This window comes from Leisingera sp. UBA4491 (assembly GCF_002388965.1).
Classification (GTDB): Bacteria; Pseudomonadota; Alphaproteobacteria; order Rhodobacterales; family Rhodobacteraceae; genus Leisingera; species Leisingera aquaemixtae.
Genome location: NZ_DGNN01000029.1, coordinates 187,679 through 214,275, shown reverse-complemented (window position 1 = coordinate 214,275; position 26,597 = coordinate 187,679). Strand labels below are relative to the sequence as shown.

The 26,597-nt window shown below is 65.3% G+C and carries 25 protein-coding genes; 13 read left to right on the top strand and 12 right to left on the bottom strand.

Going from position 1 to position 26,597, the window contains the following annotated elements; translation table 11 throughout:
• The first annotated feature begins 159 nt into the window (after positions 1–159).
• On the top strand, positions 160–1,506 hold the full coding sequence (locus B2P87_RS18705) for an NAD(P)-binding domain-containing protein (protein WP_058285440.1): 1,347 nt from the start codon (positions 160–162) through the stop codon (positions 1,504–1,506).
• A gap of 93 nt (positions 1,507–1,599) precedes the next feature.
• On the top strand, positions 1,600–2,604 hold the full coding sequence (locus tag B2P87_RS18700; protein ID WP_141891912.1) for a GlxA family transcriptional regulator: 1,005 nt from the start codon (positions 1,600–1,602) through the stop codon (positions 2,602–2,604).
• A 204-nt stretch (positions 2,605–2,808) separates the two neighbouring features.
• On the opposite strand, the gene B2P87_RS18695 is transcribed toward B2P87_RS18700, so the two are convergent.
• The 5 genes from B2P87_RS18695 to hpaR all read right to left on the bottom strand — a co-directional run bounded on the left by B2P87_RS18695 (position 2,809) and on the right by hpaR (position 8,672).
• The gene (locus B2P87_RS18695; protein WP_141891911.1) at positions 2,809–3,390 is read right to left on the bottom strand and encodes a sarcosine oxidase subunit gamma; all 582 of its coding nucleotides are present in this window, start codon (positions 3,388–3,390) and stop codon (positions 2,809–2,811) included.
• The gene (locus B2P87_RS18690) at positions 3,383–6,379 is read right to left on the bottom strand and encodes a sarcosine oxidase subunit alpha family protein (protein WP_208764544.1); all 2,997 of its coding nucleotides are present in this window, start codon (positions 6,377–6,379) and stop codon (positions 3,383–3,385) included. Before B2P87_RS18690 ends, B2P87_RS18695 begins: the two co-directional genes overlap by 8 nt.
• 26 nt (positions 6,380–6,405) lie before the next feature.
• Complete coding sequence (locus tag B2P87_RS18685; RefSeq protein WP_141891909.1) at positions 6,406–6,693, bottom strand: sarcosine oxidase subunit delta; 288 nt, start codon at positions 6,691–6,693, stop codon at positions 6,406–6,408.
• Positions 6,694–6,708: 15 nt separating this feature from the next.
• Positions 6,709–7,959 carry a sarcosine oxidase subunit beta family protein gene (locus B2P87_RS18680; RefSeq protein ID WP_141891908.1) on the bottom strand — a complete coding sequence of 417 codons (1,251 nt, stop codon included), beginning with the start codon at positions 7,957–7,959 and terminating at the stop codon, positions 6,709–6,711.
• Between the two features lie 272 nt (positions 7,960–8,231).
• Entirely contained in the window at positions 8,232–8,672 is a 441-nt protein-coding gene (gene hpaR / locus B2P87_RS18675; protein ID WP_141891907.1) for a homoprotocatechuate degradation operon regulator HpaR, read from the bottom strand.
• A 113-nt stretch (positions 8,673–8,785) separates the two neighbouring features.
• On the opposite strand from hpaR, the gene B2P87_RS18670 reads away from it, so the two are divergent.
• From B2P87_RS18670 to B2P87_RS18640, 7 genes are all read left to right on the top strand, one after another.
• The gene (locus B2P87_RS18670) at positions 8,786–9,178 is read left to right on the top strand and encodes a 5-carboxymethyl-2-hydroxymuconate Delta-isomerase (protein WP_141891906.1); all 393 of its coding nucleotides are present in this window, start codon (positions 8,786–8,788) and stop codon (positions 9,176–9,178) included.
• A complete protein-coding gene (gene hpaE, locus B2P87_RS18665) occupies positions 9,178–10,689 on the top strand; it encodes a 5-carboxymethyl-2-hydroxymuconate semialdehyde dehydrogenase (protein WP_141891905.1) in 1,512 nt (503 codons plus the stop codon). Before B2P87_RS18670 ends, hpaE begins: the two co-directional genes overlap by 1 nt.
• Before the next feature lie 90 nt (positions 10,690–10,779).
• Positions 10,780–11,760: a 3,4-dihydroxyphenylacetate 2,3-dioxygenase gene (gene hpaD, locus B2P87_RS18660; protein ID WP_141891904.1), complete on the top strand. Its 981-nt coding sequence runs from the start codon at positions 10,780–10,782 to the stop codon at positions 11,758–11,760.
• A 60-nt stretch (positions 11,761–11,820) separates the two neighbouring features.
• A complete protein-coding gene (locus tag B2P87_RS18655) occupies positions 11,821–13,233 on the top strand; it encodes a pyridoxal phosphate-dependent decarboxylase family protein (protein ID WP_141891903.1) in 1,413 nt (470 codons plus the stop codon).
• Positions 13,233–14,099: a fumarylacetoacetate hydrolase family protein gene (locus B2P87_RS18650; RefSeq protein WP_141891902.1), complete on the top strand. Its 867-nt coding sequence runs from the start codon at positions 13,233–13,235 to the stop codon at positions 14,097–14,099. The genes B2P87_RS18655 and B2P87_RS18650 overlap by 1 nt, the downstream gene beginning before the upstream one ends.
• On the top strand, positions 14,096–14,896 hold the full coding sequence (gene hpaH, locus B2P87_RS18645; RefSeq protein WP_141891901.1) for a 2-oxo-hept-4-ene-1,7-dioate hydratase: 801 nt from the start codon (positions 14,096–14,098) through the stop codon (positions 14,894–14,896). The genes B2P87_RS18650 and hpaH overlap by 4 nt, the downstream gene beginning before the upstream one ends.
• 15 nt (positions 14,897–14,911) lie before the next feature.
• Positions 14,912–15,682 carry an aldolase/citrate lyase family protein gene (locus B2P87_RS18640; RefSeq protein ID WP_141891900.1) on the top strand — a complete coding sequence of 257 codons (771 nt, stop codon included), beginning with the start codon at positions 14,912–14,914 and terminating at the stop codon, positions 15,680–15,682.
• Between the two features lie 211 nt (positions 15,683–15,893).
• Here B2P87_RS18640 and B2P87_RS18635 read toward each other — a convergent pair whose 3' ends face one another.
• The 4 genes from B2P87_RS18635 to B2P87_RS18620 all read right to left on the bottom strand — a co-directional run bounded on the left by B2P87_RS18635 (position 15,894) and on the right by B2P87_RS18620 (position 20,450).
• Positions 15,894–17,564, bottom strand: a complete 1,671-nt coding sequence (locus tag B2P87_RS18635) for a DUF4139 domain-containing protein (RefSeq protein WP_141891899.1) — start codon at positions 17,562–17,564, stop codon at positions 15,894–15,896.
• Between the two features lie 88 nt (positions 17,565–17,652).
• Positions 17,653–18,036: a hypothetical protein gene (locus B2P87_RS18630; RefSeq protein WP_141891898.1), complete on the bottom strand. Its 384-nt coding sequence runs from the start codon at positions 18,034–18,036 to the stop codon at positions 17,653–17,655.
• 135 nt (positions 18,037–18,171) lie between these two features.
• On the bottom strand, positions 18,172–19,194 hold the full coding sequence (locus tag B2P87_RS18625) for an aspartate-semialdehyde dehydrogenase (RefSeq protein ID WP_141891897.1): 1,023 nt from the start codon (positions 19,192–19,194) through the stop codon (positions 18,172–18,174).
• A gap of 83 nt (positions 19,195–19,277) precedes the next feature.
• The gene (locus B2P87_RS18620; RefSeq protein ID WP_141891896.1) at positions 19,278–20,450 is read right to left on the bottom strand and encodes an MFS transporter; all 1,173 of its coding nucleotides are present in this window, start codon (positions 20,448–20,450) and stop codon (positions 19,278–19,280) included.
• A gap of 179 nt (positions 20,451–20,629) precedes the next feature.
• On the opposite strand from B2P87_RS18620, the gene B2P87_RS18615 reads away from it, so the two are divergent.
• Positions 20,630–21,793, top strand: coding sequence for a DUF3095 domain-containing protein (locus tag B2P87_RS18615; RefSeq protein ID WP_141891895.1), 1,164 nt, complete (start codon positions 20,630–20,632; stop codon positions 21,791–21,793).
• A gap of 2 nt (positions 21,794–21,795) precedes the next feature.
• On the opposite strand, the gene B2P87_RS18610 is transcribed toward B2P87_RS18615, so the two are convergent.
• Positions 21,796–22,446 (bottom strand): carbonic anhydrase, encoded by a 651-nt coding sequence (locus tag B2P87_RS18610; protein WP_141891894.1) that lies wholly within the window; start codon positions 22,444–22,446, stop codon positions 21,796–21,798.
• A gap of 177 nt (positions 22,447–22,623) precedes the next feature.
• Here B2P87_RS18610 and B2P87_RS18605 point away from each other — a divergent pair, with 177 nt between their 5' ends.
• The 3 genes from B2P87_RS18605 to B2P87_RS18595 all read left to right on the top strand — a co-directional run bounded on the left by B2P87_RS18605 (position 22,624) and on the right by B2P87_RS18595 (position 25,279).
• A complete protein-coding gene (locus B2P87_RS18605) occupies positions 22,624–22,983 on the top strand; it encodes a hypothetical protein (RefSeq protein WP_141891893.1) in 360 nt (119 codons plus the stop codon).
• Positions 22,984–23,067: 84 nt separating this feature from the next.
• Complete coding sequence (locus tag B2P87_RS18600) at positions 23,068–24,450, top strand: leucyl aminopeptidase family protein (protein ID WP_141891892.1); 1,383 nt, start codon at positions 23,068–23,070, stop codon at positions 24,448–24,450.
• 4 nt (positions 24,451–24,454) lie between these two features.
• A complete protein-coding gene (locus tag B2P87_RS18595; protein ID WP_141891891.1) occupies positions 24,455–25,279 on the top strand; it encodes a C40 family peptidase in 825 nt (274 codons plus the stop codon).
• Positions 25,280–25,374: 95 nt separating this feature from the next.
• Here the strand turns inward: B2P87_RS18595 and B2P87_RS18590 are convergent, their stop codons facing one another.
• Together B2P87_RS18590 and B2P87_RS18585 are read right to left on the bottom strand one after the other, a co-directional pair.
• Positions 25,375–25,719 (bottom strand): DUF2794 domain-containing protein, encoded by a 345-nt coding sequence (locus tag B2P87_RS18590; protein WP_039185371.1) that lies wholly within the window; start codon positions 25,717–25,719, stop codon positions 25,375–25,377.
• Positions 25,720–25,834: 115 nt separating this feature from the next.
• Positions 25,835–26,524: an ArsR/SmtB family transcription factor gene (locus B2P87_RS18585; RefSeq protein ID WP_141891890.1), complete on the bottom strand. Its 690-nt coding sequence runs from the start codon at positions 26,522–26,524 to the stop codon at positions 25,835–25,837.
• Positions 26,525–26,597 lie beyond the last annotated feature (73 nt).

Genomic DNA, 26,597 nt, shown 5'->3' with positions numbered 1-26,597 from the left:
TGAATCCTAACGATAAATCTCCGCCCTGCCAGTCCAATCAGGGAAAAATAGTATTCCCTCCGTGAAAATATGTTGACTCGGCGGTGCAATTTTGGACCTTATTGGATCAGACCAAAAGAACCAAACAAACATATTGGTCCATACCAATGGGAGAGCCACATGACCAAGAAACGCATTGCCATCATCGGCGCCGGCCCCTCCGGCCTGGCCCAGCTGCGCGCATTCCAGTCTGCCGCCAACAAAGGCGAAGAGATTCCGGAGATCGTCTGCTTTGAAAAGCAGGACGACTGGGGCGGCCTGTGGAACTACACCTGGCGCACCGGCCTGGATGAAAACGGCGAGCCGGTGCACTGCTCGATGTACCGCTACCTGTGGTCGAACGGCCCCAAGGAAGGCTTGGAGTTTGCCGACTATTCGTTTGAGGAGCATTTCGGCAAGCAGATCGCCTCCTACCCGCCGCGCGCCGTGCTGTTCGACTATATCGAAGGCCGGGTGAAGAAGGCCGGCGTGCGCAAGTGGATCCGTTTCAACTCTCCCATCCGCTGGGTCGACTACAACGAGGACAAGGGCAATTTCACCGTCACCGTGCACGACCATGCCAAGGACAGCACCTATAAGGAAGACTTCGACCACGTGATCTGCGCCTCGGGCCATTTCTCGACCCCGAACGTGCCGTTCTACCCCGGCTTCGACACCTTCAACGGCCGCGTGCTGCACGCCCACGACTTCCGCGACGCCCGTGAGTTCAAGGACAAGGATATCCTGATCCTCGGCGCCTCCTACTCTGCCGAAGACATCGGCTCGCAGTGCTGGAAATACGGCTGCAAATCCGTCACCTCCTCCTACCGCTCGGCGCCGATGGGCTTCAAATGGCCCGACAACTGGGAAGAAAAACCGGCGTTGGAATCCGTCAGCGGCAACACCGCCACCTTCGTCGACGGCACCCAGAAGCAGGTCGACGCGATCATCCTCTGCACCGGCTACAAGCACTTCTTCAACTTCCTGCCGGACGATCTGCGCCTGAAGACCGCCAACCGCCTGGCCGCCGCCGACCTGTATAAAGGCGTGGTCTACGTGCATAACCCCAAGATGTTCTATCTGGGCATGCAGGATCAGTGGTTCACCTTCAACATGTTCGACGCCCAGGCCTGGTGGGTCCGCGACGCGATCATGGGCAAGATCGAAATCCCGTCGGACAAGGACACCCTGCTGGCCGACGTGAAAGAGCGCGAGGAGCGCGAAGAAGCCTCGGACGACGTCAAATACGCGATCAAATACCAGGGCGATTACGTGCTGGAGCTGATCGAGGAGACCGACTACCCGACCTTCGACGTGGCCGGCGCCTGCCAGGCCTTCTACGAATGGAAGGGGCACAAGGCCCAGGACATCATGGCCTTCCGCAACAACTCCTACAAATCAGTGATCACCGGCACCATGGCGCCCGTGCACCACACTCCGTGGAAAGACGCCCTGGACGACTCGCTGGAATCATATCTGCAAAACTAAGCAGATCCGCCCGCGCCGTTTTCCCCTTCCTGTACGGCGCGGGCACCCTTTCGCTGCTGTGCGAATCCCCTTTCGCAAGCTAAGATCAACCCCATGCAGCGCGACAACACCATGACTCTCGGATTTCTGATTTTTCCCGGCTTTCCAATGGCCTGCCTGACATCGGCCATCGAACCCCTGCGGGCGGCAAATGAAATTGCCGGCACCGAAACCTTCCGATGGAAACTGATCTCCGAAACCGGCGCCAGCGTGAATGCCTCCGCCAATGTGGCGTTCCAGCCCGACTGCTCCCTGGACCAGACCGAAGACATCGACACCCTGTTCCTGCTGTCCAGCCCGCAAGGCAAGTTTGAGGACCCCAAGGGCTCAAACGGCAAGCTGCGCCACCTGGCCCGCCACGGCACCAAGATGGGCGCGGTCTCCGGCGGCGTGTTCCCGCTGGCCCGCTCCGGCCTGCTGGACGGGCACAGCTGCTCTGTCCACTGGTGCTACAAGGCCGCCTTCACCGCCGAATTCCCGTCGCTGGCCACCGTTGACGACGTCATGGTGCTGGACCGCCGCCGCTTCACCGCCAGCGGCGCTGCGGCGATGTTCGATCTGTCCCTGAAACTGATTGAACAGACCCTGGGCGATGCAGTGATGACCGAAGTCGCCTGCTGGTTCCAGCACCCGATGGTCCGGGCCGAGGGCGTGCGCCAGAAAATCCCCGCCTTCAAGACCGACAGCACCGCCGACAGCCTGCCGCCGCCGGTCGCCAAGGCCGTCGAACTCTTTGCCGACAATCTGGAGCATCCGGTGTCGATCCGCGATGCCGCCAGCGAAATCGGCGTCTCGCCGCGCCAGCTGGAGCGCAGCTTCAAGGCCGCCACCGGCCAAAGCCCGGCGATCTATTACCGCACCCTGCGGATGAATGCGGCGCGGCAGCTGGTGATGTATTCCCGCGACTCGATCACCTCGATCGCCAATGCGGTGGGCTACGCCACCTCCTCCACCCTGTCGCAGCACTACCGCGAAAGCTTTGGCGTCACCCCGCAGGAGGAACGCCGCAAGGTGAACCTGTTCCGGGTCCAGGACAACCGGCCGATCCCGTCGGTCTGACGCCGCGGCCCTTTCTCGAAATAGCCCCTAGCAGCCGCAGAATGTCTGCGGCTGTTCTGGTTCTTTTCATCTTTCTGAAAATACTCCCGCCGGAGGCATCCGCCCCCTGCACGCAGGCCAGCCAGTTCCTTTGACCGCCTCCGGCCGCCAAAGGCAAACCGCCCGGCACTACGGCCGGGCGGCTTCAATCGTCGTGCAGATTTCTCAGATCACCGATTTCGCCGCCGCCACCAGTGCATGATGCAGCGATGCCGCCGAGGAACGCGGGCCGATGATCGAATATCTCTGCCCCGGCGCATGGCACAGCAGAAATACCCCCAGATGCTCCACCGAGGTGCGGGTGGCATCCCCCGCCTTGCCCGCACGAATATTGGCGTTGCACAGCCGCTCCAGCACGTCAAAGCAGCGCGGGCCTTCCATGCCGAAACAGCACCAGCCGTCGGTCTGCTCCACCACGGAGCCCGCGTCGCCGACTGCCTGTTTCAGCTCAGCCGCCAGCAGCTCGTGGCTGTCATGCGGGGCAGAGACCATCCACAGATCCGGCCCCATCCACCAGGCCGCAAGCTCCCCCGCCGCGCTCCAGCGGGCAGGCTCCGGCAAGAGACCGCCCAGATGCGATGCAGCCGCGGCTTTCACCGCCTCCGCCTGCCCCTGGCGTGCCGCCAGCGAGGCCAGCGCCCGGTCGGTGACTTCCCGGATCAGGAGGCCGGTGAAGGCATCCGCCCGCGGCTCATGCCCGCCCAGCGGAGAGATGGCTTTCAGCCCATGCTGATCAAACTTACCCACGGAGACGCTCCCCTTCCGGATCCACAAAATGCGCGCTGACAACCTCGACCCGGGTTTCCTTGCCCTCCAGCGGGTTGACTGCGCGGATCACCTCGCCCATCCGCGCGTCGCCGCGCTTCAGGAAGCCGATCCCGATCGAACAGCCCAGCACCGGAGAATAGGCGGCAGAGGTGATATAGCCCTGATCGGTGGCCGCGCTGACCTCGCCATCGGCGTTCATCAGATGCGCCCCGGCCTGCACCGGATCACCAGCATTCACAGGCCTGAAGCCCACCAGCTTCAGCGCGTCGTCCTGGTTCATGCCCGGCCGCTCACTCAGCACATTGCCGATGCAGTCCTTCTTCTTGCTGACCATCCGCCCCATGCCCAGGTTCAGCGCCGAGGTTGTCCCGTTCAGCTCGTTACCTGCCGCATGGCCCTTTTCGATCCGCATGACGCCCAGCGCCTCGGTGCCATAGGGAACAGCGCCGAACTCCTCGCCCGCCTCCATCAGCTTGCGGATCATCGCATCGCCGTACCGGGTCGGTACCGCGATCTCATAGGCCAGCTCGCCCGAGAAGGAGATCCGGAACAGCCGCGCCCGGCAGCCGCCCGCCACGGTCACTTCACCGCAGCCCATGAACGGGAACGCCTCGTTCGAGATGTCGAACTCGGGGTCCACGACCTTTTGCAGCAGCTTGCGGGCATTCGGACCCGCCACCGCGAACTGTGCCCAGGCCTCGGTGGTCGAGATCAGCTGCACATCCATGTCAGGAAACAGGCACTGGCGCGCAAATTCCATGTTGCGGTAGACCAGAACTGCGTTGGCGGTGGTGGTGGTCACCACGAAATGATCCTCGGCAAACCGCGCCGCGGTGCCGTCGTCATAGGCAATGCCATCTTCGCGCAGCATCAGCCCGTAACGGACCTTGCCCACCGGCAGCTTGGCAAAGGCATTGGCATACATCATGTTCAGGAACTCGGCAGCATCCTTGCCCTGCACATCGATCTTGCCCAGCGTGGTCACGTCGCAGATGCCGACCGAATTGCGGGTCTGCAGCACCTCGCGGTCCACCGACTGGCGCCAATGGGTTTCGCCCGCTTTGGGGAACCACTGCGCCCGCAGCCACTGGCCGACCTCGACAAACACCGCGCCCTGCTCCTCAGCCCATTTGTGGCTGGGGGTCTTGCGGGTCGGACGGAATTCCTCACCCACCGAGCGGCCAGCCATCACACCGAAAGACACCGGCGTGTAGGGCGGGCGGAACATGGTGGTGCCGACCTCGGGGATCTGCTTGCCCGCCAGTTCAGCCATGATCGCCAGACCGCCCATGTTGGAGGTCTTGCCCTGATCGGTTGCCATGCCCAGGGTGGTGTAGCGCTTCAGGTGCTCGACAGAGCGGAAGTTCTCCTGATGCGCCAGTTTCACGTCCTTGACGGTGACGTCGTTCTGCTGGTCCAGCCAGGCGCGGCCCTTGCCTTCCTTCACGTACCAGAAGGGGGTCACGTTGACGGGCGCGTCCTCGGCCTCGGGCAGATCACTCGCCTTGGCCTCGATCCCCAACTCCGACAGCGCAGCCACCGCGCCCTCGGCACCGGCCCGCAATGCGGCAGCGGTGGAGAGATCGCCATTGGCAGCTCCAGCCACGGACATGTTCTGCGGCAGCTCACCTGCGGGAACAAAGGCGGCAATATCCTCGCGCCAGGCCGGGCGGCCGCGCTGGTGGCAGGTCAGATGCACGTTGGGGTTCCAGCCGCCGGACACTGCCAGCGCGCCGCAAGGCACGTCGCGGGTGGTGCCGTTTGCCAGGCGCACCTGCGCCCATTCCAGACCCAGCCGGCCCTTCGTGTCGATCACCTGCGCCCCGGCAAACAGCTCGGCGCCTTCAACCTTGGGCGCATCCGCGCGGGTGTCGATCACCGCCGTGACCTTAACGCCCTTGGCAATCAGGTCGGCGGCGGTGCGGTGGCCATCGTCGTTGTTGGTGAAGACCGCAACCGTCTGATCCGGCGTCACCGCCCAGCGGTTGGCATAGGCGCGCACCGCACCCGCCAGCATCACGCCCGGACGGTCGTTGTTCTCAAACGCGATGGGACGCTCGGTGGCACCCGCCGCCAGCATTGCCCGCTTGGAGTAGATCCGCCACAGGATCTGCCGCGGCTTGCCCGTTTCCGGCGCCAGCACATGGTCGGCCACCCGCTCCACCGCGCCATAGATGCCGTGGTCAAAGGCGCCGATGATGGTGGTGCGCGGCATCACCCGCACATTCGGCATCGCCGCCAGTTCAGCTTGCACCTGCGCAACCCAGGCCGCGCCGGTCAGGTTACCGACGCCGAATGTCTCGGCATTCAGACGCCCGCCCAGCAGGAAGTCTTCATCCGCGATGATAACCTGCGCCCCGGCCCGGCCCGCGGTCAGCGCCGCCATCAGGCCGGTGGGACCAGCCCCGATCACCAGAAGGTCGCAATGCAGGAAGCCCTTGTCATAGGCATCCGGGTCGGCCTCGAAACTGATGCTGCCGAGGCCGGCCGCCTTGCGGATGATCGGCTCATACACCTTCTCCCAGAACGCCGCAGGCCACATGAAGGTCTTGTAGTAGAATCCCGCGGTCAGGAAGTTCGAGAACCGGTCATTGATCGCCATGAAGTCATGCTGCAGCGACGGCCAGCGGTTCTGAGAATTCGCCTCCAGCCCGTCATACAGCTCCGCCACGGTCGCTCGGGTGTTCGGCTCCTGCCGCCCGCCGCTGCGCAGCTCGACCAGCGCGTTCGGCTCTTCAGAACCAGAGGTCAGCACACCGCGCGGACGATGGTATTTGAACGACCGGCCCATCAGCCGAACGCCGTTTGCCAGGAGCGCCGAGGCCAGCGTGTCGCCCTCATGCCCTTCATAGCGCTTGCCGTCAAAGGTAAAGCCCAGCTTCCGGGCGCCGTTGATCAGCCCGCCGTCCAGACGGTTGACCTGCACCCCCTTGCGGGTGCCATTGCTGCCATCGGCGCGGAACGCCATGGCGCCGGCATTGATCACTGCGTCAGTCATTTGCTGCGCCCCCTTGCCCGGGCCACATCGCGGGCCAGTTCGACAGTCAGGATTTCATGGGTCACGGTGTTGCGGGTCACCACCAGCCAGGAGCGGTCGCCCTGCTCATGGAACCACAATTCGCGGTGCTCGCCCGCCGGGTTGTCGCGCAGGTACAGGTAATCGTGGAACTGGTCCGCCGCGTTTTCGGCCTGCCAGTCCGGCCGGTCGATCAGGCTGGCGTCCCCCAGGTAGGTGAACTCCTGGCTGTCCCGCGGCCCGAGGATCGGATGGTTGATAATCATCGTGTGCTCCTTTCCTCAGTGCAGGTTCGGCTGGGCGCCCTGGCCCTTTTCGTCGATCATGCAGCCGCGCCGGAACCGGTCGAGCCGGTAGGCCGCCGCCACCTTGTGCGGGGTATCAGTCGCCAGCAGATGCGCATAGCACCAGCCCGACGCCGGGGTCGCCTTGAACCCGCCGTAGCACCAGCCGCCGTTGAAATAGAGCCCGTCGATATGGGTCTTGTCGATGAAGGGGGAGCCGTCCATCGACATGTCCATGATGCCGCCCCAGCTGCGCAGCATCCGCACCCGGCCCAGCATCGGCATCAGCGCCATGCCGCCTTCCATCACATCCTCGACCACCGGCAGGTTGCCGCGCTGCGCATAGGAATTGTACATGTCCAGGTCACCGCCAAACACCAGCCCGCCCTTGTCCGACTGGCTGACATAGAAATGCCCCGCGCCGAAGGTGACAACGCCATCCAGCACCGGCTTTAGCCCCTCAGAGACAAAGGCCTGCAGAACATGGCTTTCGATCGGCAGGCGCATCCCCGCCTTCTGCATCACCCGGCTGGAGGAGCCGGCCACGCAGCTCGCCACCTTGTTGGCGCCGATGAAGCCCTTGGTGGTTTCCACACCCAGGCACTTACCGTTCTCGATCCTGAAGCCGGTGACTTCGCAGTTCTGGATGATGTCCACCCCGCGCAGGTCCGCTCCGCGGGCATAGCCCCAGGCCACCGCATCGTGCCGGACAGTGCCGCCGCGGCGGTGCAGCAGCCCGCCCTTGATCGGAAAGCGCGCGTCGTTGAAGTTCAAGAACGGGTACATTGCCCGCACGCCTTCGGTGTCCAAAAGCTCCGCGTCCGAGCCATTCAGGATCATCGCATTGCCCCGGCGCCGCGCCGCATCGCGCTGCGCATCGGTGTGCACCAGGTTCAGAATGCCGCGCTGGCTGACCATGGCGTTGTAGTTGAAGTCCTGCTCCAGCCCTTCCCACAGTTTCAGCGACAGCTCGTAAAACGGCTCGTTGCCGTCCAGCAGATAGTTGGAGCGGATGATGGTGGTGTTGCGGCCCACATTGCCGCCGCCGATCCAGCCCTTCTCGATCACCGCGACATTGGTCAGCCCATGGTTCTTGGCCAGGTAATAGGCCGTCGCCAGCCCGTGCCCGCCGCCGCCAATGATCACCACATCGTAGCTTTTCTTGGGTTCCGGATCACGCCAGGCGGGGCGCCATCCCTTGTGGCCCGTCAGGGCCTCCTTGATCACTTTCAGGCCGGAATACCGCATGATGTCCTCATCAACTGTCCTTGCAACAGTTGTTGAGAAACGCCGGTCTTCACAGAGCGATTTCGGACACCGGCCGCGCCATTTGCGTCAGCAGCGCGAATTCGCCCATTCAGCTGCAGCGGGACAACCGGCACCCAGAGGCTTCCATGCAAAATCAAGCAACTGATTTTATTCATAAAATCAAGAAACCACAGACAGGCACCGGAAAATTCTTACGCTGCCCGGTTTGCGTCACCCGCCCGGACATCCGCGCCAGATGCGGCAGCAGCGACTCACTCCGTCAGATCAATCTGGTCCAGCTCATTCAGCAGGTCCAAAAGCGCCTCATAGCGTTCAGGCCCCATCTTGGCCCGGGTCCGGTTCATCAACTCCAGACTCGCCTCGATGTTGTCGGCGATGACCTTCTCGCCCGCAGGCGCGATCCGCACCACCTGGCGGCGGCGGTCCTCCTTGTCGCGCACGCGGCTGATCAGCTGCTTTTCCTCCAGCTTCTGCAGGATCCGCGTCAGGCTTGGCAGCAGCAGGCAGGCCTTGTCGGCGATCTGGGTCGGGTCAATCGGCCCGTCTTCCTGCACCACCCGCAGCACCCGCCACTGCTGCTCGGTCAGACCCGCGCCGCTCAGCAGCGCCCGGATCGGACCCATCACACGTTCCCGCGCCCGGAGCAGAGCAATTGGCAGCGAACGGTCGGTGGCCGGCATCATCTTGGTCATAGCCGATTATCACCCCGCTGCAGGCTAAACGCAATTGCTGCTTGGATTTCTTCTGCTTGACCGGCGGCCCTCATTTTGCTACACATGTTAAGCAATTCAGGAGGACACTGGATATGCCGCACATCACGCTGGACTACTCCGCCAACATGGAGGACCGCACCGACATTGCCGCGCTCTGCCGCCATCTGCGGCAGGCGGCAGCGGAAACCGGCGTGTTCCCGCTGGCCGGGATCCGGGTGCGCGCCTTTGCCGCCAGCCATGTCTCGATTGCCGACGGCGATCCGCAGCACGGCTATATCGACATCTCCATCCGGCTGCGCGCCGGGCGCGATCTGGACACCCGCAAGCGCGCCGCCAAGGCCGTGTTCGCGGCAGCACAGTCCTTTCTGGAACCGGCCCTGCAGCAGCACTCCATCGCCCTGTCGCTGGAAATGCGCGACATCGACCCGGAGCTTTCCCCGAAATGCGGCACCATCCGCGACCACATGCAAAAGGCGGACCCGTGATGAGCGATCTGGACACCAACACCGAAACGCTGAACCGCCATCTGGCCCGCTTCCGCGAGACCGGCATTTTGAACCTGATCAACGGCGAAACCCGCCCCTCCGCCTCCGGCGCCTCCTTCGAAACACTCTCGCCGGTGGACGAAAGCGTGATCTGCTCCGTTGCCAAAGGCAGCGCTGAGGACATCGGCACTGCAGCTCAAGCCGCCAAGGCCGCCTTTCCCGCCTGGCGCGACATGCCGGCGCTGGAGCGCAAGAAGATCCTGCACCGCATCGCTGATCTGATCGTCGAACGCGCCGAGGAAATCGCGCTGTGCGAATGCTGGGACACCGGGCAAGCCATCCGTTTCATGTCCAAGGCCGCCCTGCGCGGCGCCGAAAACTTCCGCTTTTTCGCGGATAAGGCCGCATCCGCCCGCGACGGCCAGCAGCTGCAATCGCCAACGCTGATGAACGTGACCACCCGCGTGCCGATCGGCCCGGTGGGCGTCATCACCCCCTGGAACACGCCCTTCATGCTGTCCACCTGGAAGATCGCCCCCGCGCTGGCGGCGGGCTGCACCGTGGTCCACAAACCGGCCGAGTTCTCCCCCCTTACTGCCCGCATCCTGGCCGAAATCGCGCATGAGGCCGGCCTGCCTGCGGGCGTCTGGAACCTTGTGAACGGCTTCGGCGAGGACGCAGGGCGCGCGCTCACCGAACACCCGGACATCAAGGCCATCGCCTTTGTCGGCGAGTCGAAAACCGGCTCGATGATCATGAAGCAGGGCGCGGACACCCTGAAGCGCGTGCATTTCGAACTGGGCGGCAAGAACCCGGTGGTGGTCTTTGACGACGCCGACCTCGACCGCGCGCTCGATGCCGCCATCTTCATGATCTACTCGCTCAATGGCGAGCGCTGCACCTCCTCCTCGCGCCTTCTGGTGCAGGACAGCATCGCGGAGGCGTTCGAGGCCAAGCTGATCGAGCGCGTCAACAGCATCAAAGTCGGCCACCCGCTGGATCCCGCGACCGAGGTTGGCCCGCTGATCCACAAGGTGCATTTCGACAAGGTCACGTCCTACTTCGAGACCGCCAAACAGGACGGCGCCACCATCGCCGCCGGCGGCATCCGCGCAGGCGACAAGGGATGGTTCGTCCGCCCGACGCTGTTCACACATGCCACCAACGATATGACCATCGCACAGGAGGAAATCTTCGGCCCGGTCCTCACCGCGATCCGCTTCAAGGACGAGGAGGAGGCCCTGACACTGGCCAACGGCACCCAGTACGGTTTGACAGGCTATGTCTGGACCAACGACCTCACCCGTGCCCTGCGCTTCACAAACGCGCTGGAGGCCGGGATGATCTGGGTGAACTCGGAAAACGTCCGCCATCTGCCCACCCCCTTTGGCGGGGTCAAGTCCAGCGGCATCGGCCGCGACGGCGGCGAATGGTCGTTCGAGTTCTACATGGAGCAAAAGCACATCGGCTTTGCCACCGGCCGCCACAAGATCCCGCGCCTCGGCGCCTGATCCGCTCTTCTTCTGGCTCAAAATATCCCGGGGAGCGCGAGGGGCCGGCCCCTCGCTCCCGCACCCGGCCTCAAGCGAAAGGTCCAAACCATGCCCGTTCCCGCCCCGAACCTCTACCCGCCCTTCAACATCGTGCGGCTCAGCCATGTGGAATACGCCGTCACCGACCTCACCGCCTCCCGCGCCTTCTATGTGGATACCCTCGGCCTGCAGGTGACGCATGAGGACGACAGCCGCATCTATCTCCGCGCGATGGAAGAACGCGGCCACCATTGCATCGTGCTGGTCAAGGCGGACACGGCGTCCGTCGGCGTCCTCGGCTTCAAACTCTACGATGCGCCGGACCTGGACAAGGCGGCAGACTTCTTCACGTCCAAGGGTCTGCCGGCGGAATGGGTTGACCGCCCGCACATGGGCCGCACCTTGCGCACCCGCGACCCCTGGGGCATCCCGCTGGAATTCTACGTCAAAATGGACCGGCTGGAGCCGATCCACCAGAAATACAGGCTCTATAACGGGGTAAAACCGCTGCGCATCGACCATTTCAACATGTTCAGCGCGGATGTGGATGCCTCCGTCGCCTTCTATAACGAGATGGGGTTCCGCGTCACGGAGTTCACCGAGGATGACGACAGCGGCAAGATCTGGGCCGCCTGGATGCACCGCAAGGGCGGCGTGCACGACGTGGCCTTCACCAACGGCCTCGGCCCCCGCCTGCACCACACCGCCTTCTGGGTGCCGAACCCTTTGAACATCATCGACCTCCTGGACCTGATGTCGACCACCGGCTACGTCGGCAATATCGAACGCGGCCCCGGCCGCCACGGCATCTCCAACGCCTTCTTCCTGTATGTGCGCGACCCCGACGGCCACCGGATCGAGATCTACTGCTCCGACTACCAGACCGTCGACCCGGACCTGGAGCCGATCAAATGGTCGCTCACCGACCCGCAGCGCCAGACCCTTTGGGGTGCGCCTGCGCCGCGCAGCTGGTTTGAGGAAGGCTCGGTGTTTGAAGGCGCCACCCCGAAACCTAGCGCCTTGAACGCGCAGCCGATTATTGCACCCTGATGAAAAGGATCGCGCCCGGCCCCCGGCCGGGCACACTCCCAAAAGAACAAGGTAAGAAGAATGAAATGGGATGACTTCTCCGAATGGGGCCGCAGGGTCGCGGACTGGACGCAGGACTATCACCTGACCGTCGGCGACCGCCCGGTGCGCGCCAGGACCGAACCCGGCGAAGTGCTGAGCGCCCTGCCCCAGACCCCGCCCGAGGACGGCGAGGGGATGGAGGCGATCTTCCGCGATTTCGAGGACATCGTGATGCCCGGCATCACCCATTGGCAGCACCCGCGCTTCTTTGCCTATTTCACCTCCAACGCCGCCGCGCCCTCGGTGCTGGCGGAATTCCTCACCTCAGCCATCGCGCCGCAATGCATGCTGTGGCAGACCTCTCCCGCGGCGACGGAGATGGAGACCCGGATGATGGACTGGCTGCGCCAGGCGCTGGACCTGCCTGACCAGTTCCAGGGGGTCATCCAGGACTCTGCCTCCTCTGCCACCCTCGCCGCAGTGCTGACCATGCGGGAAAAGGCGCTGAACTGGCAAGGCAACAGCCAAGGCCTGTTCGGACAGAAAGCGCTGCGCATCTACTGTTCTTCTGAGGTCCACACCTCCATCGACCGCGCCATCTGGGTCGCGGGCATCGGCCAGCAGAACCTGATCCGGATCCCCATCAAGGGCGACTGGCGCGGCATGGACCCGGCAGCACTCGAAGCCGCCATCGAAGCCGACCTCGCCGCTGGCCATCAGCCCGCGGGCGTGATCCTCTGCGTCGGCGGCACCGGCGTTGGCGCCACCGACCCCGTCGATCAAGTGCTGGACGTGGCCGAAAAATACGGCCTCTACACCCATGTCGACGCCGCCTGGGCCGGCTCCGCGATGATCTGCCCGGAGTACCGCCATTACTGGCCGGGGGTGGAGCGCGCCGACAGCATCGTCTTCAACCCGCACAAATGGCTGGGCGTGCAATTCGACTGCTCCGCCCATTTTCTGAAGAACCCGGATGACTTGGTGCGAACCCTCGCCATCAGCCCGGAATACCTCAAAACCCACGGCCATGACGGCATCATCAACTATTCCGAATGGTCCGTGCCACTGGGCCGCCGCTTCCGCGCGCTGAAAATCTGGTTCCTGATCCGCACCTACGGGCTGGAGGGCCTGCGCCAGCGCCTGCGCAATCACATCACCTGGTCCAGCCAGCTGCATGACAAGCTGAAAGCCGAGCCTGATTTCCAGATCACCACCCCGCCGATGTGGTCGCTCTGGTCCTTCCGCTACGCGCCCGAGGGTGCCGCGAATCTGGACGATCTGAACCTAAGGCTGGTCAACGCCATCAACGATGACGGCCGCATCTACCTGACCCAGACCCGCCTCGACGGCGAGCTGGTGATCCGCTTCCAGGCGGGCCAGTTTGAAACCACCGAAGCGGACGTGATGATGGCTTTCGACGTCATCACCGAAATCGCAAGGAACCTGACCTGATGCGCTTTGCCACCTACTCCGCCGATGGCGAGACCTTCTATGGCGCTGTGACAGACGCAGGCATGATCGCCCTATCGCCGCATTTCCCGGACTGGCCCACCCTGCGCGAGGTGATCGCCGCCCAAGGCCTGCCCGAACTAGCCGAAGCCGCTGAGGGCAAGCCCGTCACACACACGGATTTTGTCTATGAGATCCCCATCCCCAACCCGGAAAAGATCCTCTGCGTCGGCGTCAACTTCCCTGACCGCAACGCGGAATACAAGGACGGCTCCGCCCAGCCCAAGCATATGTCCCTGTTCCCCCGCTTCCCGCGCTCCTTCACCGCGGCGGAGCGCCCACTGATCCGCCCGCCGGAAAACCACACGCTGGATTACGAGGGCGAGGTCGCCGTGGTGATCGGCAAAGCAGGGCGCCGGATCAAACCGGAAGACGCCTACGATCACATCGCGGCGCTGACGCTGGCGAACGAGGGCACCATCCGCGACTGGGTCCGCCACGCCAAGTTCAACGTCACGCAAGGCAAGAATTGGGACAACTCCGGCTCGATCGGCCCCTGGCTGGTGCCCTTCACGGATGCTGCCCAGCTGGATGAGGCGCGCATCCTCACCCGCGTGAACGGAGAGGTCCGCCAAGACGACACCCTGAGCCGGATGATGTTCCCGATCCGCGAGGAGATCGCCTATATCTCCACCTTCACCACCCTGCAGCCGGGTGACGTGATCATCACCGGCACCCCCACCGGGGCAGGCGCGCGGTTTGATCCGCCGAAATACCTGGTCCCCGGCGATGTGGTCGAGGTTGAGGTGGAGGGCATCGGCATCCTGCGCAACACCGTCGAGGATGAGTTCAACGGGGGGCAGGCATGACCCCCGAGCAGCACGAGGACGCCGCCGAAGTCCTGCTGAAAGCCGAGCAAACCGGCCAGCAATGCGGTCTGCTCTCACTGGCCTATCCCGGCATGACGCTGGACGATGCCTATGCGGTGCAACAGGCTCTGATACGGCGAAAACTGGCTTCCGGGCGCAGGAAAATCGGCTGGAAAATCGGCCTCACCAGCCGCGCCATGCAGCAGGCGCTGAACATCACCACCCCCGACAGCGGCGTGCTCTTGGATGACATGGCGTTCGAAAACGGCGGCACCGTCCCCGCAGGCCGCTTCATCCAGCCGCGGGTGGAGGCGGAGATCGCCTTTGTCATGAAATCTCCCCTCGCAGGCGCAGCCTGTACCCGCGCGGACGTGCTGGCCGCCACGGATTATGTAGCCCCCTCTCTGGAAATCCTCGACACCCGCATCCTGCGGGCGGACCCGGCAACTGGCCAGGCCCGCATCATCACCGACACCATCAGCGACAACGCCGCCAATGCAGGCGTCGTGCTGGGCGCGGAGCGCCACGCCGTGGACGCTCACGACCTGCGCTGGGTGGGTGCCATCGCCGCCCGCAACGGCACAGTAGAGGAAACCGGCCTCGGCGCGGGTGTTCTGAACGATCCTGTCACCTCGGTCCTGTGGCTGGCGCGGCGGATGGCGGAATATGGACAACAGATCGAGGCCGGGGATATCGTGCTCTCAGGCTCTTTCATCCGCCCCATCGAATGCCCGCCGGGCACGGAAATCGCCGCAGATTTCGGCCCCTTCGGTTCCGTATCCATCAATTTCGCCTGACAGGAGGCCCAGCCCATGCCCGCGCCCAAGAACACCTTCAAACAGGCTCTATCACAGGGCAAACGCCAGATCGGCTGCTGGATGAGCTTTGCCGACGGCCAGATCGCCGAGATCATGGGCACCTGCGGCTTCGACTGGCTGGTGATCGACGGCGAGCACGCGCCCAACGATATCCGCTCGATCCGCGACCAGCTGATGGCGCTGGCGGCCTCGCCCAGCCATCCGGTGGTGCGGGTGCCGGTAGGGGAGACCTGGATGATCAAGCAGGTGCTGGATGCCGGCGCCCAGACGGTTCTGGTGCCGATCGTCGAAAGCGCAGACCAGGCCCGCGAGCTGGTCCGCGCCTGCCACTACCCGCCCAAGGGCGTGCGGGGCGTCGGCGCCACCGCCGCCCGCGCCACCCTGTTTGGCACTGTCAGCGAATACATCCAGACCGCCGATCAGGAGGTCTGCCTGCTGGTGCAGGTGGAAAACCGCGCCGGAATGGCCGCGCTGGACGAGATCCTTCAGGTCGAGGGCATCGACGGCGTGTTCATCGGCCCGGCGGATCTGTCCACCGACATGGGCCATCAGGGCAACTCCGCCCACCCGGAGGTGCGCGAAGTGATCGCCGATGCCATCGCCCGCATCAAGGCGGCAGGCATCGCCCCCGGCATCCTCGGCACCACGGATGAGGCCACCCAAGCCTACGCAGACATGGGCGCACAGTTTCTTGCGGTCGGAATCGACGTGATGGTGCTGGCCAGAAACGCCCGCGATCTCGCCGCCAAGTGGAAGGCAGACTAAAGCCGAAGCGCCAGCCGCAACAGGCAGCCCTCCCGCGCCCGCCCGCAGCCCTGGCTTCGCCAGCGCAGCGGCAGCGGCCTTGGGCGTGGCACCGCGCCTTGCGCGGTGCCACGCCCAACGGGAGGAAGGTATTTCCAATACCTGACGACGGGCGGGAGCGTTCCCCTGCCGCTAGGCGCCGCGCCCGGATCAGGCCCGGATCAGGCCACGATCAGCGCAGCACCATGCCTTCGGGCCAGTTCAGCGTGGTGTCCAGCCGGATCGTGCGGCTTTCACCCGCCGCCAGTTCCAGATCCCAGGCCAGAATGCCGCGCTGCTTCTCCACATCCTCCTCCGCAGGCCTCGGTTTGGCGCTCCAGCCGATCTCCAGATCGTCCTGCTGCGAATAGGGCACCCGGTCCAGCACCCGCACCGCCCAGTCCTGCCCGGTCAGGTTCTCCACCTCGATCTCCACCGCCTGCACCTGCTGGCTGCTGCGCGAGATCAGGCCCTGGCCGCCTTCGCTCTGATCCAGCACATCGCGGCGCAACTGCAGGCCTTCGACCGGGCCGAACCCGGCCTCCATCTCCGCACCCGGCGCCAGCCCCGCAAACCGTTCCACCGCAATCAGCTTGCCATCGGCAAAGCGCGGCACCTCAGCCGCGCCCAGCAGCTGCTCGCCAAAGCTGTTGGTGAATTTAACCACCCTGTAGGCGGTCTCGTCCCGCAACGGCACTGCCACCGCCCTCAGCTCAGCCGCGGCAGTCAGGCTGTCCATCTCCAGCCGCAGCAGATCGGCGCCGGAGGCCACGGTGACAGGCGCGCCAAACCGGTAAGTGACGGCGGCACCGCTGCGATCCGCGCTCCACTCAAGCGCCTCCTCCGCAACCGCGGCCGCCTCTGCCGCCGGCGCCGCCAGCGCGCCAAGTTCAGAGTCGAACGATTGCAGCCGCTTCTGCGGGCGCGGCAGCTCCGGCGCTTCAACCCGGCGCAGCCAGGGATGCAGCGCGGAGGGGCTGCCCTGCCCCGAAGGGGCTGCCGTCGACAGCGTCAGCGCCACATCCTGCCAGTTCTCGCCGGTGTCCTGAACCAGCAGCACCGCCCGCTTCAGGGTGAGTTCAGCCTCACCCGCGGCCTCACCCATTGTGCTGAGGTGCATTTCATAAGACGGCTGCCAGCCGATGTTTCCGGCCCCTTCCGTGAGATAGCGGACCGTCACCGCGCCGTCTCCCGCCTGCTCTGCCTCGATATCCACCGCAATGAACAGCCGGTCCCGGTCTTCCAGCGAAATCGCCGCCAGCGCCGCGCGGGCCTCTGCCAGGTCTTCCTCCAGATCCTCCAGCTGCAACCCGATCCGCCGCGCCTCAGCCTCGGCGGCCACCGCCGCCTGGCTGGCGCCCGCGGCCTCCTCCGAAATCATCCGGGCAATCGCGCTCAGCGCCGCGGCATCGGCCTGCGCCAGCCCCTCGTTGCCGCCCAGCTGCTGCAGGAAACCGATCGAGGCTTCCGCCGCCCGGACGCCGGCCCGCGCCCGCTCCGCCTCATCGCGGACCGCAGCGATGCGGGCCTCCGCCGCGCGGACACGCGCCTCGGCGGCCTCGATCTCCGGGTCATTGGCATCGCGCGGCGGCGCGTAATCCTGGCGCAGCTGCGTGGCAATGCGGCGCGCCCCGGCAATCTCAACTTGCAGGGTGCTCAGCCGCGCAGAGTGCGGCACGTTCTGCAGGATCAGCCGGTGCCGCCCTTGCTTCAGCGTCAGCGCTGCGCTGCGGGTCACTTCGGCCAGGCCCGGGTAAAGCGTCACTTCAGACACCCGGCTGCTGACCGGAATTTCGTCCGCCGCCGCCGGTGCGGCAGCCAAGGCGCAGCAGGACAAGGCAAAAGCCATCAAGGAAAATCGCATTGGCATCTCTCACTCAGGAAATGAAGGCGGGCAAAAACGCCCGCCTGGTGCCAAACCTATCCTTCCGTCCCCGGCGTGGCCAGCACGCTCAGGCCGCCTGGGCAGAGGGCCGCTGCGGCTGCGACGGGCCAAAGCGCAACTCCAGCTCCATCGGGTCGATCCCCAGATCCTCGCAGGAGGAAATCGCGGTGAGGCTGGCCGCATCGAACAGCCACAGATCCTCGCCGCGCATCCGCAGGCACAACCCCTTGCGGCGCAGCGCGCGGCACAGTGTGAACCAGTCTCCGGCAGCGCTGAACGCGCTGGCGACATGCTGCTTCAGTTCCGCCGCCGTCACGCAGCTCAGCCCGGGCCTGCGTTCGGGCTCAGGGCGCGCAGCGGCCGCAGACCGCTGCGGCAAATGCATTGGGGCAAAGGACGGAAGCATCTGCGTTGCGGGGGTGGCGGTGCTGAAGTCCTGCAGTGCGATCATGGCGTTTTCCTCTGTCTGCGGCGGCTGATTAACTCTCCATTTGAAATTACCGGACCCGTGCGCGCCCCGGCAGCCGTGCAAAAGAAAAGGGGCCGTCTCTTCCGAAGCGGCCCCCTCACCAAAAGGATATAAGGCTCAGCCTTTCTTCAGGACCTCGCGGCCCAGCAGCTCGGCAATCTGCACCGCGTTCAGCGCCGCGCCCTTGCGCAGGTTGTCGCTGACGCACCACAGGTTGATGCCGTTGTCGATGGTCGAATCCTGACGGATGCGGCTGATGAAGGTGGCGAAATCGCCAACGCATTCCACCGGGGTCACGTAGCCGCCGGCTTCGCGCTTGTCGATCACCATGATGCCGGGCGCCTCGCGCAGGATGTCGCGGGCCTCGTCCTCGTCCAGGAAGTCCTCGAACTCGATGTTGATGGATTCGGAGTGGCCGACAAACACCGGCACCCGCACGCAGGTTGCGGTGACCTTGATCGACGGGTCGACGATCTTCTTGGTCTCGGCCACCATCTTCCACTCTTCCTTGGTCGAGCCGTCGTCGAGGAAGACGTCGATATGCGGAATGACGTTGAAGGCGATCTGCTTGGGATAGACTTTCGGCGGCACGTCCTGGGTCGGGTTATAGACGGACTTGGTCTGGTCCCACAGCTCGTCAATCGCGTCCTTGCCGGAGCCGGACACCGACTGGTAGGTCGACACCACAACGCGCTTGATCCGGGCGCGGTCATGCAGCGGCTTCAGCGCGACAACCATCTGCGCGGTGGAGCAGTTGGGGTTTGCGATGATGTTCTTGTTCTTGTAGCCGTGGACCGCCTGCGGGTTCACTTCCGGCACGATCAGCGGGATTTCCGGGTCGTAGCGGTACAGCGACGAGTTGTCGATCACCACACAGCCGGCCGCTGCCGCCTTGGGCGCGTATTTCTTGGTCGCGTCAGAGCCGATGGCAAACAGCGCCATGTCCCAGCCGGCAAAATCGAAGGTGTCCAGATCCTTGGTAGTGAGTGTCTTATCGCCAAAGCTGACTTCAGTGCCGAGAGACTTGCGGCTTGCCAGCGCAGCGACCTCGTCCACGGGGAACTGGCGCTCGGCCAGGATGTTCAGCATTTCGCGGCCCACGTTGCCCGTGGCGCCGACAACGGCGATGCGGTAACCCATTTTTCTGTTTCTCCAGTATTGCCCGGCCCCATGGCCGGCGCGGGAGTGATAATGCCTCCGGGCAAAAGTTTAAAGGGGGCGGATCAGTCCATGCTGTCGCGGCTGAGCAGATAAACCGCGCACCCCGCCGCCAGGCACACCAGAAAGAAGCCGAAAATGCCGGTGTAGGGCAAAGCCGGATCGGCTCCCGCCATTTCCGCGTGAATGCGCCCGGTCGCAAACTGCATGATTCCCACCCCGCCAATGCCGAACAGGTTCAGCAGGGTCACCCCGCGCCCCGCCAGATGCGGCGGCACAAAGGCCCGGCCATGCGCCATGATCACCGGGAAGGAGGCTCCGAAAAACCCCACCGCCGCCATCATCGCAACCGGCACCCAGACCGGCGCGCCGGTGGCCATAATCAGCCCCCCCAGGGCAAGGCAGGCCAGCAGGTTGCCGCCCAGGATCACCCATTTGCGGGTGCCCAGCATCCGGTCCAGCGGCCCATAGGCAAAGGTGCCCGCAATCATCGCCGCGCCCATCACCAGCGTCGCCAGCCCCACGGCCTGGGTGCTGAGCCCGTAAAGATCGCTCAGATAGGGTCCGATCCACAGCCCCCGCAGCGCGCCCGAGGGCGCATAGGCCACCAGCATCAGCGGAAAGACCGCCCACATCGCCGGCATCTTCAGCAGGTCAAAGACCGATCCCTTCAGTTCGCCATCGGGCTTGTCCGGGTCGCTCACGGTCACGAATATCCCCGCCGCCACCGCAACCGAGACCGCCGCCAGCCCCGCCAGGGTGCCGCGCCAGCCGAACAGGTCCACCGCCAGCGCGGTCGGGTAAGAGGCCACCAGATTGCCTGCCGACCCCACCCCCAGCATCAGCGCCGCCAAAGTGGCAAATCGGGCGGGCGGGTACTGGCGGGCAAAGATGTAATAGGACGCCATCAGCACCGGCGAGCAGCCAATGCCGATCAGGAACATCGCGATGCTCACGTGCAGGGGCGTGGTGGCCGCGGCAAACAGCGCCGCGCCGCCGCCGCCGCCCAGAAGCAGCAGCACCGCCGCCGTCCGGCGCGGGCCCGCATGGTCCAGCGCCCAGCCCACCGGCAGCTGCATCGCCGCAAAGGACAGGAACCACATGCCCGAGGCAAACGCCAGATCATCCGGCGCCGCGCCGATGTCCTGCCCCAGCACCCCCGACAGCACCGCCAGAAAGGCGCGGAAAAACTGGCTCAGCACATAGGCCAGGCACAACAAGACCAATCCCGCCTGCATTTTCCCTCCCCGCTTTTTTGTGTCTGCCGCACAGCTTGCATGTTTGGCCCCGGCGCACAATTTGTTTAGGTAGAAACCGCAGGTCACACGGCCAGACCAGTGGGCCAGACCAGTGGGGCACGCCATTGGTGCAGATCACTGTGGCAGGCCACTGGGGCCAAGGACCGGAGCGGAACCGCATGACGACGGACAGTTTCTATACCAGCCTCCCCAGGGTCCGCAGCTTTGACAGCTTGTCCGCCCCGGAGGCATTTGTGCCGCTGCCGCCGGACTGGCACCTGTGCTGCACCGATATCGTCAACTCCACCGCGCTGATTGCGGCGGGCCGCTACAAGACCGTCAACATGATCGGCGCCGCGGTGATTGCCGCGATGCGCAATGCGCTGCAGGGCGAGGCGTTCCCCTATATCTTCGGCGGCGACGGCGCCGCCTTTGCGGTGCCGCCGCGCCACCGGGAGACCGCACAGCGCGTTCTGGCCTCCTTGCGCAGCTGGACCGGGGCGGAATTCGGCGTCCCCCTGCGCGCCGCCATGGTGCCGCTGCGCTGGATCCGGGCAGAGGGGCTGGACGTCACCATCGCCCGCTATGCGGTGTCGGATCACGCCGATTTCGCGATGTTCAGCGGCGGCGGCCTGGCCTGGGCCGAGTCGCAGATGAAAGCGGGCGCCTTCGAGGTGCCGCCGGACCCGCAGGCCGCACCGCCCGATCTCTCCGGCCTCTCCTGCCGCTGGAGCAACACGCCCGCCCGCAACGGCATTATCCTGTCGGTGGTCGTGCAGCCTGCTCCGGGCGCGGACCCGCGGGCGTTTGCCCGATTCTCCTCCCGCCTGCTGGCTCTGGCAAGCGAACTGAAAGACAACGGCCACCCGGTCCCCGCCACCGGGCCGAAACTGGGCTTTCCGCCTGCCGGGCTGGCGCTGGAAGCGCAGTCGTCGCGCGGCAAAACCCCTCTGATTTTACGGAAGCTTTATCTTTTGGCGCACAGCGCCCTCGCCGGGCTGATCTTCCTCGCCAAACGGCGCGCCGGCGGGTTTGACCCGGTGCATTACCTGTCCGTGCTCAAGGCCCATTCGGACTTCCGCAAATTCGATGACGGGCTGAAGATGACGCTGGACTGCACCGCGGACATCCGCGACCGGATCCGCCGCCATCTGGAGCGGGCGGCAGAGGCCGGGCTGGTGCAGTTCGGCCTGCATGAACAGGACGCCGCTCTTGTCACTTGCATCGTGCCTTCCCCGGTTGAGGACAGCCACGTGCATTTTGTCGACGGGGCGGCGGGCGGCTATACGCAAGCAGCCGCCAATCTGGCGGCCGCATTCGGTTCCGGCAAAGGCCAGGCTTAAGCTCAGACCGGCAGGAAGGCCCCGGCCTTGGGGTCATAACATTCCAGCCCGCCCTCGCCGATATCGGTCCACAGCCCGTGCAGGCTCAGCTCCCCGGCCTTGACCGCCGATTCGATGAACGGGAAGGTCATCAGGTTTTCCATCGACGCGACAACGGCTTGGCGCTCGAACTGGCGCGCCTGATCCACCGGGTCCTCGATATCCGCCACCCCTTCGAACTTGGGCTTCAGGATCTCCATCCAGCGGCCCACAAAACTGGTCTTCTGTTCCAGCTCCGGCGCCTGGCCCTTGCACATGTCGATGCAGCCCTGCACACCGCCGCACTGCGAATGGCCCAGCACGATCAGATGCGCCACCTTCAGCGCGGTCACCGCGTATTCCACCGCCGCCGAGGTGCCGTGATGGTCGCCGTCGGGCGCATAGGGCGGCACCAGGTTGGCGATATTGCGGTGAATGAAAAACTCGCCCTGGTCGGCCCCGAAGATCGAGGTCACATGCACCCGGCTGTCGCAGCAGGAGATCACCATCGCCCGCGGCCGCTGGCCCTCGGTTGCCAGGCGGCGGTACCAGCCCTGATTCTCCTCATAGGATGTGGCCTTCCACCCATGGTAGCGGGTCACCAGATAACTGGGCAGGGGTTTGGCAAATTCCATTGTCATGTCCTGTCAACATTCGTGTTGCCGGGCTTGATACCCTGCATTGTCCGCAAATTCGAGAGATTTGAACACCCCGCCGGAAACCTTTTGAAAACCTGTGGGGCGCACATTGGCAGACGTGCCGTGGGGGCATAAAGAATTTGGGTGAAAGTGGTGGCCAATATACTAACAGTAATGCACTCCGAAACAGTGCGCCTCGATCCTGACAAACTCACCGCGCTGTATGAGCAGCTTGGCGAAACCGGCGCCGAGGACGTCGTGTGCCGTGCGGTCGAAGAAATGGCTGTCCGCCTGACGCATTGCGAGCGTCTGTGGCGGCAGAATGAAATGGCGAGCCTGCGCAAGAGCGCCCGGTCGCTGATCGCGATTGCCGATCAGATCGGCATGACGGCGCTCGCGTCGATTGCCAGCGATGTGACCGCGGCCATCGACGCCGAGGATGCGCCGGCGGTTGCCGCGATTCTGTTCCGGCTGATGCGGGTGGGGGAACGCTCGCTGACCGCGGTCTGGGACCAGCAGGACATGACGATCTGATCTCAACGCAACCCGCAGGGCTTGCAGGCCGCGCTGCGGCGGCTACTCTGGCGCATCAGAACCGATTGCAACCGGAGTATTTCGATGCCGCCAGTCTTTGCCGCACCCGGCGCGGACGCCTGCCCTGTGCATGTGATCGCAAGCGACACTTTCGACAGCTGGCTCTCGGGCCAGCCGCAGCGCGTTCAGGCCTGGGCAACGGCGCATGGGTTTACCGGCGCCTGCGGCCAGGCGCTGGCAGTGCCGGGCGCCGATGGCGCGGTTGAAATGGCCTTGGCCGGATACGGCAGCGCCGCCCAGCGCGCGCGCCGCCGTTTCGTGCTGGCCGAAGCAGCGCAGAAACTGCCCGCGGGCCAATACCGGATCGCCTCCGGCCTGCCGCAGGCGGACGCCGCGGCTGAGGCCCTGGGCTGGCTGCTGACCGGCTACCGCTTCGGCCGCTACAAGGACGGCAAGGACACCGGCGCCGTGCTGGCGGCCCCCGATGGGGTGGATGCCGCCGCCGTCGAATCGCTGGCCGCCGCCGAATGCCTGACCCGCGACCTGATCAACACGCCCGCCTCCGACATGGGCCCGGCAGAGCTTCAGGCCGCGGCGGAAGCCCTGGCCGAAGAGTTCGGCGCAGAGGTGTCGGCGATTCTCGGCGAGGACCTGCTGGCGCAGAATTTCCCGCTGATCCACACCGTTGGCCGCGCCTCGGACCGCGCCCCGCGGCTGATCGAGATGCGCTGGGGCAGCTCCGGCCCCAGGCTCACCCTGGTGGGCAAGGGCGTCTGCTTCGACACCGGCGGCTTGAACCTGAAACCCGGCAGCAGCATGGCGCTGATGAAAAAGGACATGGGCGGTGCCGCCAACGTCCTGGGCCTTGCCCGCATGATCATGGCCGCCGGGCTGGAGTTGCAGCTCAGGGTGCTGATTCCGGCGGTGGAGAATTCCGTCTCCGGCCCCGCCTTCCGCCCCGGCGACGTGCTGACTTCGCGCAAGGGGCTGACGGTGGAGGTCAACAACACCGACGCCGAGGGCCGGCTGGTGCTGGCCGATACGCTGGCCCTGGCGGCAGAGGACGCGCCGGACCTGCTGATCTCCATGGCCACCCTCACCGGCGCTGCCCGGGTTGCGGTCGGCCCGGACCTGTCGCCATTCTACACCGACCGCGACCCCGACGCCGCGGCGCTTGCGGCCAGCGCCGCCCGCACCGCCGACCCGGTCTGGCGGCTGCCCTTTCACGAGCCTTACGAGGCCATGATCGAACCGGACATCGCCGACCTCGACAACGCGCCTTCCGGCGGCTTTGCCGGGTCGATCACCGCCGCCCTGTTCCTGCGCCGCTTTGCCGGTGACACGCGCTACATGCATTTCGACATCTACGGCTGGACCCCCGCCGCCGCGCCGGGCCGGCCCAAGGGCGGCGCCCTGCAGGGGGCCCGCGCCCTCTTTGCCGCGCTGCCCGGCATGCTGGCGCTGTGATCCGATGACGGACCGCCGCCGCTTGCCGATGAACGCCCGCGTGGCTGCCGCGCATCTGGAGAACGCGCCGGAAGATCTTGAGAAAGTAACAGGCACCGCCGCCCGCATCGGGGTGCCGGTGGCGGACCTTGCGCGCGCGCCGGACGGCGCCCGCGACCGCCAACTGGTCTATGGCGAGCCGGTCACGGTGTATGAGGACCGCGGCGGCTGGTCCTTCCTGCAAGCGGCCAAGGATGGCTATGCGGGCTATGTGCCCAGCGCCAGCCTGACGGCCCCGTTCGAGGCGACCCATTGGGTCAGCGCCCCCGCCACCCATGCCTACAGCGCGGATGACTTCAAATCCCCCGAAACCCATGCCCTCAGCCACGGCAGCCGGGTGCAGGTGCTGGGCGGCACAGGCCGGTTCCTGCAAACCAACCTGGGCTTCATCCCGGCGTGCCACCTCGCGCCGCTGGGCGTCCATCCGGGCGATCCGGCGGCAGTGGCGGAACTGTTCCTCGGCACGCCCTACCTCTGGGGCGGCAACAGCCGCTTTGGCATCGACTGCTCCGGCCTGGTGCAGGCGGCGCTGCTGGCCTGCGGCACCCCCTGCCCCGGCGACAGCGACATGCAGGAGGCCGAACTGGGCAGCCCGGCACCCGCCGCAGACTACCAGCGCGGCGACCTGCTGTTCTGGAAAGGCCATGTGGCCCTGGTGCGCGATGCTGAGACGCTGATCCACGCCAATGCCCATGACATGGCTGTGGCCATTGAACCGATCGCGGCGGCCATCGCGCGGATTGAAGCCCAGGGCGACGGCCCGGTCACTGCGCATAAAAGGCTGGGGTGACACCCGCCCGCCGCCGCAGGCGGCAAAAATCTTTCAAAGATTTTTGGCCGGAAAATTTGAATTTTCCGGTCCCCGCTCCGCCGCAAGACTTGCGGCTACTCCACGGAGCGGATCAGCTTGCGCTCCAGCACCCTCAGCACGGTCTTCAGATCCGCCCCGCGCTTCAGGATATGCCCGTCCATGCCGACCACCGAATACTGCCCCTGCCGCTGCCGCAGCTTGGGGCGCTTTTCGATCCGGTAGAGCGGATGCTCTGCCGTGCGCCGGAAGACGGAGAAGACTGCCAGATCACGCAAGGAGGATATCCCGTAATCGCGCCATTCCCCCGCCGCCACCATCCGTCCGTACAACGTCATGATGACCGACAGTTCCCGGCGGTCAAACGCGACTTGCTGAGGTATGGGAGATCCGGGAAAAGGCTGCACCTGATCAAAGCTCATAATTAAAAGGTTGCGTCTTTCCCCCCGCAAATCAAGGTTTTTAACATTCGATTTTTGCTGTGATGCAGCAGGCGCACAGGCGCGGCAGGCCTGTCTTGGCCGGTTTTCACACCGCTCAGGCCTCCGCCAGTGTGCCGCACTGCAAGCCCAGAATCTGCTCCAAAGCCACCCGCCCCGGCGCCGTCAGCATCAGCCCGCGCTTGTGCCGGTGCCGCTTGACCCAGCCGCTGTCCAGCGCGTGGTCCAGGATCTGCCGCCCCATTGGCCCGGCGACATGCAGCTTGCGCTCGGTCCAGTCCAGGCAGGGCCGGGCAAAGGGCTGGCGGCCCGGCCGCTCCGGCAGCACCACCCCCAGTTTCAGCCACTGCGCGGCGGGTTCGGCGCGAAAGGCGCCGTGCGCCTCCACCAGCATCCCCCGGTCCAGCAAGGCCCGGGTCATCGCCACCGCCAGCGGGCCGGCCAGATGGTCGTAACAGCTGCGCAGCTGCGCCAGCCCGCCCGCTTTGCGCTGCTGGGCGCGGTGCAGGCTGTCCGCGGGCGCAATCGCCGCCAGCTGCTCCAGCGCATGGGCCACCTCTGCGCCAGCCAGCCGGTGGTAGACGCAGCGGCCGCGCTTCTCCGCCACCACCAGCCCAGCGTTCTGCAGCAGCCGCAAATGGGCCGAAGCGGTCTGCGGCGTCACCCCGGCAGCCGCCGCCAGCTCCTTGTTGGTATAGGCGCGGCCCTCCATCAGCTCGCACAGCATCTGCGTGCGGCTGGCGTCGCTGATGGCCTGGCCCAGAATGTCAAAGCGCGGTGTGATCATGGCGCCACTCTACGCGCGTCCTTGTTGCCGGCCCAAGCAAAACCCTTCGCCGCGCAGCGAACTGTTGCGCAGC